Annotated in this window: 7 protein-coding genes; 4 read left to right on the top strand and 3 right to left on the bottom strand. The window is 54.6% G+C overall.

Annotation, left to right across the window (positions count from 1 at the left end):
- The first annotated feature begins 163 nt into the window (after positions 1 to 163).
- The 3 genes from JOE09_RS26215 to JOE09_RS21965 all read left to right on the top strand — a co-directional run bounded on the left by JOE09_RS26215 (position 164) and on the right by JOE09_RS21965 (position 2,672).
- Positions 164 to 484, top strand: coding sequence for a helix-turn-helix domain-containing protein (locus JOE09_RS26215; RefSeq protein WP_234479925.1), 321 nt, complete (start codon positions 164 to 166; stop codon positions 482 to 484).
- Positions 481 to 1,404, top strand: a complete 924-nt coding sequence (locus tag JOE09_RS21970; RefSeq protein ID WP_234471714.1) for a tyrosine-type recombinase/integrase — start codon at positions 481 to 483, stop codon at positions 1,402 to 1,404. Before JOE09_RS26215 ends, JOE09_RS21970 begins: the two co-directional genes overlap by 4 nt.
- 110 nt (positions 1,405 to 1,514) lie before the next feature.
- Entirely contained in the window at positions 1,515 to 2,672 is a 1,158-nt protein-coding gene (locus JOE09_RS21965) for a MalY/PatB family protein (RefSeq protein ID WP_205067310.1), read from the top strand.
- A 104-nt stretch (positions 2,673 to 2,776) separates the two neighbouring features.
- On the opposite strand, the gene JOE09_RS21960 is transcribed toward JOE09_RS21965, so the two are convergent.
- Entirely contained in the window at positions 2,777 to 3,340 is a 564-nt protein-coding gene (locus tag JOE09_RS21960) for a VOC family protein (protein ID WP_205067309.1), read from the bottom strand.
- Positions 3,341 to 3,618: 278 nt separating this feature from the next.
- Between JOE09_RS21960 and argS the strand changes: the two genes are divergently transcribed.
- Positions 3,619 to 5,349, top strand: coding sequence for an arginine--tRNA ligase (gene argS, locus JOE09_RS21955; protein WP_205067308.1), 1,731 nt, complete (start codon positions 3,619 to 3,621; stop codon positions 5,347 to 5,349).
- Between the two features lie 94 nt (positions 5,350 to 5,443).
- Here argS and otsA read toward each other — a convergent pair whose 3' ends face one another.
- Together otsA and otsB are read right to left on the bottom strand one after the other, a co-directional pair.
- Positions 5,444 to 6,874 (bottom strand): alpha,alpha-trehalose-phosphate synthase, encoded by a 1,431-nt coding sequence (gene otsA, locus JOE09_RS21950; RefSeq protein WP_205067307.1) that lies wholly within the window; start codon positions 6,872 to 6,874, stop codon positions 5,444 to 5,446.
- A complete protein-coding gene (gene otsB / locus JOE09_RS21945; protein ID WP_205067306.1) occupies positions 6,871 to 7,674 on the bottom strand; it encodes a trehalose-phosphatase in 804 nt (267 codons plus the stop codon). The genes otsA and otsB overlap by 4 nt, the downstream gene beginning before the upstream one ends.
- Positions 7,675 to 7,857: the final 183 nt, after the last annotated feature.

Below are 7,857 nucleotides of genomic sequence, written 5' to 3'. Positions count from 1 at the left end.
GTACGCGAAAGACAAGCAGGTAGCACGCTGTGGCAACGCCGTGCCGCCACCGTTCGCTGAAGCGCTTGTACGCGCCAACCTGCCAGAACTCTGCATCAACCGCGATCAGCAAGTGGCTTAAAAATTTACTCGAGAGGTGAGTATGCCCACTAAGGAAATACTTATGACCGTAAAAGAACTGGCCGCTACTTTGCAGGTTTCGGCCACCACCATTTATCGCAATCCTCGCAAATATCACATGTTTCGCGTTGGTAATAACTGGCGCGCCAACTCCGAAAGTTTGAAAAAGTTTGCCGAAGCGCCTGGTACGGATAACAATGTTTTCCGGCTGGGTGTTGTAGGCGGTAAGGAGAGAAAAAAATGCCGATCTACAAAAGGGGTCACACGTACTGGATCGATATCTCAGCGCCAGATGGCACGCGAGTTAGACGCTCTGCTGGCACCGAGGAAAAAGCAAAAGCCCAACAGCTTCACGATAAGTTGAAACATGAATTATGGGCTGTTGCAAATCTTGATAAAAGACCTGAACGAAGTTTTGAAGAACTGATAGTTCTGGCATTACAGGATGCTGAAGGTCAGGCCTGTTTTAGTGACAAACAAACACAGGCACGCTATTGGTTGGGATGCTTTCAGGGTAGGTTAATATCATCGATTACAAGTGAAGACATTACTAACAACCTCCCAACTCATGGTTTGCTTTCCAGAAAACGGCTGGCGAATGCTACAAAAAACCGTTATCGGGCTCTGATAATGCGAGGATTCTCTCTAGCATATAGAAATGGCTGGATTGATAAAATTCCTTATTCTCGATCATTGCGTGAGCCCAAGGTCCGGGTAAGGTGGATATACAAAAACGAAGCCAGATCTCTTATCGATAATCTTGAACACGAATGGATGAAGCAACTGTGCTCTTTCGCTCTACTTACAGGTGCCAGATTAAGAGAAATGCTTTCGTTGACATGGAAGAATGTAGATCTGAGCAGGCGAGTAGCTGTTGTAACTGCAGATAGAGCTAAATCAGGAAGAGCGAGACCACTCCCCCTCAATGATGAGGCTGTAGCATTGATCAGAAAGATATCTCGTAAAAAGGAATTCTTGTTTTCTTCGGATGGCACGATGCAAGGCGATTTCAACCGTACAGATTTTAAGAGATCCTTGTCATTAAGCGGTATCGTTGATTTTAGATTCCATGATCTGAGGCATACTTGGGCAAGTTGGCACGCCCAGAACGGTACCCCACTAATGGTGCTAAAAGAAATGGGTGGATGGGAGACTCTTGAGATGGTCAATAAGTACGCGCACCTGAGTGGCGAACATTTAAGCAAATACAGCAACACTGTCACATTTATGGCACAGGACGATATCTCACGAAGTTCTAATGAGGCAATATCACTTGTAAGCTAATGAATTTAATGGACAAAAAACATTAACGCATTACGAAATAATTCCAGCTCATCAGATCTCTAGTCTGGCGTGAAGCATTACTGATTTATATTTTAACGGGAATCATTAGCATGGCATTCGATTTTGACCAACGGATAGACCGCCGTCACAGCGATAGTCTTAAATGGCGAAAATATGGTGATCGGGATATCCTTCCGCTATGGGTGGCCGATACCGATTTTCGTTCGGCAGACTGCATTACGGCAGCACTACAGCAACGTGTTGCCCATGGCGTGTTCGGTTACGGTTTTCCGTCGGAATCGCTGATCGAAGTCGTTGTTGAGCGTATGGCTCAACGCTATGACTGGCAGATCCAGCCTGAATGGCTGGTATTTTTACCCGGCGTGGTTTGCGGCCTTAATCTGTGCGTGCGGGCCTTTACCTCACCGCAGGAAAGTACCCTCGCCCCGACGCCGATCTATCCCCCATTCCGTCAGGCGGCAAAACTCGCCGACCGCGCGCAGCTGAATGTTCCTCTGCGGTTGCAGGAGCAGCGCTGGGTGCTGGATCTGGACGCACAGGAATCGCAGCTGGACGGCAGCGAAAAACTGCTGATGCTCTGCAACCCTCAAAACCCCGGCGGTACGGTTTATCGCCGCGAAGAGCTGGAAACACAGCTGCGTTTCGCCCAGCGCCATGACCTGATCGTTTGTTCAGATGAAATCCACTGCGATCTGCTGCTGGAGCCCGGCGTGAAGCACATCCCGTTTGCCAGCCTCAGCGAAGATGCCGCCCAGCGTTCCATCACGCTGATGTCGCCGTCAAAAACATTTAATATCGCCGGGCTGGGCGCGTCGGTGGCGATAATTCCCAATCGCGAACTGCGCGAGCGTTTTTCCCGCGAGCGTAAAGGCATGGTGCCGGATGTTGACGTGCTGGCCTACGTCGCCGCTACCGCCGCCTGGCGCGACGGACAGCCGTGGCTTGACGAACTGCTGGCCTATCTGAAGCGCAACCGCGATACGCTGGTCAATCACATTAACACCCTGCCGTCGCTGAGCATGGTGTCGCCGGAAGGCAGCTATCTCGGCTGGATCGATGCCGGAAGGCTGGACGTCGCCAACCCGCAGCAGTTCTTTGAACGCCACGGGCTGGGATTCTCAGCCGGAAGTGATTTTGGTGACGATCGTTTTGTTCGCATCAATTTCGGCTGCCATCGCCTGCTGCTTGACGAGGCACTGCGCCGCATCACGCTGGCGGTGTCTTCGCACAGCCAGGCGGACGGGTAAAACAGAGAGGCGGGCTGATGAACCGGAAACCTCACCGCCTCAGGTTAAGTAATGCTGCCCGCGATTGATTGCAGCATGTGCCCGGTCGGTTAATCCGATTGGTTTCAACTGACTTCGCTGGCGACGATCTCTTTCAGGCTCCACGGATGGAACTTGATGGTCACCTGGCCGTCGGTCACCGCCAGCGTTGGATTTGGCAGGCGCTCGCCTTCTCCTTTCGGCGCGCTGCTTTTCACTGAAATACCCTGCTGGATGAGTCCTTCATCCGCCATCAGCGCCAGCGCACGTGAACCCAGCTGAGCCTCATCACCGCGCAGCACGATCTCAACGTGCTCCCAGCCTTCGTGACGATACAGTTTCGCCCCCGGCCACGGCAGTTCAACAACGTCGATCTGCCACGGTCCTACATTCAGCGGCGTATGCAGTTCGAACAGGGCAATCGGTCTGCCGGCAATCTCCTTTTCGGAAAACAGCGCGCCGCACTGCAAAAGTCCCTGCTTCCAACGCTCGGCGGTGGTGTTCTGATGGCAGCGGACCGCAATGTGATCGGCCTCCAACGCGGTCAGATCCAGGCCAAGGCGATCGGCCAGATGGCTAAGAGCGTTAACGAAACGCGCCAAATCCGCGCTTAAATCCTGCAGTTCGGGCTGAGTAGTGATATCGGTCATCTGAAAAATTCCTGGTTACGGCTCCGCCCACGCCGTAAAGGCATCTGGCACGGAGTGCGCTTTCTGTCGTTGCGGCGTATGTTACCCGAAAAGACAGCAAAAACTCACCCCGTCATCGCGTTAAGGTTCCTGGAAAAACAGGCGCTAAATGCAGTATACTTCCCCCCTTGTTTTTTTAACGACGCAAGCGGCGGGTGCATTTTACCTCGCTGGCGGCGTTACGATCGCGGCGCGCACCCTTTGTGTGCGGGCATCTTCAGCATAATTAAGGTAACTCGGTGAATATTCAGGCCCTTCTCTCAGAAAAAGTCAGTCAGGCGATGATCGCAGTGGGTGCTCCAGCGGACTGCGAGCCTCAGGTGCGTCAGTCAGCCAAAGTGCAGTTTGGTGATTATCAGGCAAACGGCATGATGGCCGTGGCGAAATCACTGGGCATGCCGCCGCGACAACTGGCAGAAAAGGTTCTGGAACAGCTGGATCTGAACGGCATTGCCCGTAAGGTTGAAATTGCCGGTCCCGGCTTTATCAATATTTTCCTCGAACCCGCCTGGCTGGCACAGCAGGTGGACAGCGTGCTGGCCGCGCCGAAGCTGGGTGTGGCTGACGTTAAGCCGCAGACCATCGTTATCGACTATTCCGCGCCAAACGTGGCGAAAGAGATGCACGTCGGCCACGTGCGTTCCACCATCATTGGTGATGCCGCGGTGCGTACGCTGGAGTTCCTCGGCCACAATGTGATCCGCGCTAACCACGTGGGTGACTGGGGTACGCAGTTCGGCATGCTGATCGCCTTCCTGGAAAAACAGCAGAACGAACATCATGAAGACATCGCGCTGGCCGATCTGGAAGCCTTCTACCGCGAAGCGAAACGTACCTATGACGAAGACCCGGCTTTTGCCGAGCGGGCGCGTGGCTACGTGGTAAAACTGCAGGGCGGCGACGAGTACTGCCGGACCATGTGGAAAAAGCTGGTCGACATCACCATGTCGCAGAACCAGCTGATTTACGACCGCATGAACGTGACCCTGACGCGTAAAGATGTCATGGGTGAAAGCCTGTACAACGACATGCTGCCGGGCATTGTGGCCGACTTGAAGGCCAAAGGCATGGCGGTAGAGAGTGAAGGTGCCACCGTCGTATTCCTTGATGAGTATAAAAACAAGGAAGGCGAACCGATGGGCGTGATCATCCAGAAAAAGGATGGCGGCTATCTGTACACCACCACCGACATCGCCTGCGCCAAATACCGTTATGAAACCCTGCATGCCGACCGCGTGCTGTACTACATCGACTCCCGTCAGCATCAGCACCTGATGCAGGCCTGGACCATCGTGCGCAAAGCAGGCTACGTGCCGAATTCCGTACCGCTGGAACACCATATGTTCGGCATGATGCTGGGCAAAGACGGCAAGCCGTTTAAAACCCGTGCGGGCGGCACCATCAAGCTTTCCGACCTGCTGGATGAAGCAGTGGATCGCGCCACTAAACTGGTTGCGGAAAAGAACCCGGACATGCCGGCCGATGAGCTGAACAAGCTGGCGAACATCGTCGGTATCGGCGCGGTAAAATACGCGGATTTGTCGAAAAGCCGCACCACCGACTACATCTTCGACTGGGACAACATGCTGGCGTTCGAGGGTAATACTGCGCCGTACATGCAGTATGCCTACACCCGCGTGCTGTCGGTGTTCCGCAAAGCAGGGATCGATGAAAACGGCATCAGCGGTTCAACGCTAATCGCTGAAGATCGCGAAGCCGCGCTGGCCGTTCGCCTGCTACAGTTCGAAGAGACCATTACCCAGGTTGCCCGCGACGGTACGCCACATGTGATGTGCGCCTATCTGTACGATCTGGCCGGTCTGTTCTCAGGCTTCTACGAACACTGCCCGATCCTCAGCGCGGAAGATGAAGCCACTAAGCAGAGTCGTCTGCGCCTTGCGCTGCTGACGGCGAAAACGCTGAAGCAGGGTCTGGACACGCTGGGTATTGAAACCGTAGAACGTATGTAATTCGTGCACGGAGGCAGGTTCGTTACACCTGCCGTCCTGCAGTAAAAACCCCAGCCGGGTATGAATCCGGCTGGGGTTTTTTATGGCTTGTCGATCAGGCGAGACGGGTGAAGCTCACCACCTTCTTTTCTTCGTTCTCCTGCTCGCTGCGTGGTTTCAACGCCTGGAGATCCTGTAGATAGCTTTTGCGCCAGTGGGCAATGTCATTTTGCCGCAGTACCGCCATCATGTCGTTGTAGCGCGAAATGCGTTCGGTGCGCGACATCGTTAACGCGCGATCCAGCGCTGCTGCCACTTCATCACGATCGTACGGGTTAACGATCAGCGCCGACGTCAGCTCGTTGGCCGCACCGGCAAAACGCGACAGCACCAGTACACCGGGGTCGTCCGGGTCCTGTGCGGCAACATACTCTTTTGCCACCAGATTCATACCGTCACGCAGTGGCGTTACCAGACCGATATCGGTCAGGCGGAAAATTTTCATCAGTAAACGACGGTCGAAATGCTGATTGAGATAGTACAGCGGCGTCCAGCCGAGGGTGCCATATTTACCGTTAATCCGCCCCGCCTCAGTCTCCAGCTGGTGGCGAATATCCTGATAGGCCTGCACGTCGCCACGCGAAGTGGGCGCTATCTGCGAGTAACGGATTTTCCCACGGTGCTGCGGGAAGTTTTCCAGCAGCGCTTCATAGGCGAGGAAACGCTCCGGTAGCCCTTTGGAATAATCCAGGCGTTCGCAGGCAATGATGTTCTGTGCATCGCCCAGATCCCTCTTCATCGCCACCATCTTCGGCGGCAGCGGGCCTTCAGCCATCTCTTTAATACTGTCCGGCTCTATCCCGATAGGATACACCTCGGTAGCAAAGCGATTGCCGAAGGCACGATGCTGTTTCCCCTCGGTTTGTAGCGATGTCAGCAGAGAGACGCACTCCAGAAACGCAATACGGTCGCTTTCAGTCTGGAAGCCCAGCAGATCGTAGTCACACATCATCTCCAGCAGTTCGGCATGGGGCGGCAGCGCGTTGAAAATCTCCGGTGTCGGGAAGGGAATGTGCAGGAAGAAGCCAATACGGTTAGTCACGCCCAGTTCACGGAGTTCGGCGGCAAACGGCAGCAGATGATAGTCGTGAATCCACAGTACGTCATCCGGCTTCAACAGCGGCAGCAGGCGCTGCGCCAGCAGCTTATTCACCCGGCTATAGCCTTCCCAGGCTTCTCGCTGAAAATTAACCAGATCCAGACGATAGTGAAAGGCAGGCCACAGCACCGCGTTGGAAAATTGCAGATAGTAGAGATCGTAATCATTTTGATTCAGGCCAAACGACGCGTAGGTGATACCGTCCTGCTCCAGCATCGACAGCTCATCATCATCTTCCCCGATCTCGTTAATGTTACCGTTCCAACCGAACCAGACGCCGCCGGTGGTTTTCAGTGCATCAACGATGCCCACCGTTAAACCTCCGGCGCTAACCTTGCTGCCATCGGGAACAGCAATTCGATTCGATACGACCACTAAACGACTCATAACGTTTCACTCCTTACCGACGCCTGCGCGCCCTGATCTAATTTTAATCTTGTGAGTTCCAGCCAGTGCCAGACCGCGCTAACATCCGGCAAATAGCCGCGTGCTTCGCTGGTGCCCGCACCCACCTTCACGGAAACGCCCTCCATTGCGTTAACAACCTTAAATCCGGCCTCATCGGTTAAATCGTCCCCGACAAAAACCGGGATGCGCCCCAAAAACGGGGGCTGCTTCATAAAGTACTTGATTGCGGCCCCTTTGCTGACGCCGTCCGGCTTCAGCTCAATGACGCATTTACCCGGCTGCTGAACCAGTTCGGGAAAGCGGGCAACCAGCTCATCCGCCAGCTGCTGAATAGCCTGCTGATGCTCCGGTGCACGACGGTAGTGCAGCGCAAACGCCATGCCTTTGCTTTCCAACTGGGTGCCGGGCAGCGCGGCGATTGCCGGTTCCAGTTCGGCGGTCAGCGTACGCACCGTTTCAGGGGATAAGGCAATACGGTCAATATTTCCCTGCCCGTCGCGCCGTTCGGCACCGTGTACGCCCGCCAGCGCCAGCGACAGAGGCTCCACCAGCTCATCAAGCTCACGCATGGGCCGCCCGGAAACCAGCGCCAGCGCCCCATCGCTGTAAGCGGCAAGGCGCGCCAGGTTGTCGCGAACGGCAGGCGGGATACTGACTTCCTCGGGGCGGGACTTAATCGCCGCCAGCGTACCGTCAACATCGAAAAAAAACGCATAACGTGCCGGTTCCAGCGGGGGAACGAATTCTGTTTTGCTCACACATTCCTCCTGATTAGACATAGGCAAACTTTCCGCGCAAAAAGGGGAAAACTCAGTGAAATCGCGATCGTCGGGCAGGATAAAAAAGGGCTGAATGGGGGGAATTCTTGACTACGATGTTGCTCTCCCGGATCAAAATCAAACTCTGTGCGATGGAGTACTACCCTCATCCCCGACGCCCCTCAATGCGCATAACATCAGCAT

It is taken from the genome of Pantoea coffeiphila (assembly GCF_016909495.1).
In the GTDB taxonomy this organism is placed as follows: Bacteria; Pseudomonadota; Gammaproteobacteria; order Enterobacterales; family Enterobacteriaceae; genus Erwinia; species Erwinia coffeiphila.
The sequence above is the reverse complement of the archived record's forward strand: the minus strand, read 5'-3'. Positions and strand labels throughout refer to the sequence as shown.

What these genes read in the sequence shown, in the direction of transcription:
- JOE09_RS21960 (WP_205067309.1), bottom strand. Translation starts at nt 3,340, where the DNA reads ATGACCGATATCACTACTCAGCCCGAACTGCAGGATTTAAGCGCGGAT.
- JOE09_RS26215 (WP_234479925.1), top strand. Translation starts at nt 164, where the DNA reads ATGACCGTAAAAGAACTGGCCGCTACTTTGCAGGTTTCGGCCACCACC.
- otsB (WP_205067306.1), bottom strand. Translation starts at nt 7,674, where the DNA reads ATGTCTAATCAGGAGGAATGTGTGAGCAAAACAGAATTCGTTCCCCCG.
- otsA (WP_205067307.1), bottom strand. Translation starts at nt 6,874, where the DNA reads ATGAGTCGTTTAGTGGTCGTATCGAATCGAATTGCTGTTCCCGATGGC.
- JOE09_RS21965 (WP_205067310.1), top strand. Translation starts at nt 1,515, where the DNA reads ATGGCATTCGATTTTGACCAACGGATAGACCGCCGTCACAGCGATAGT.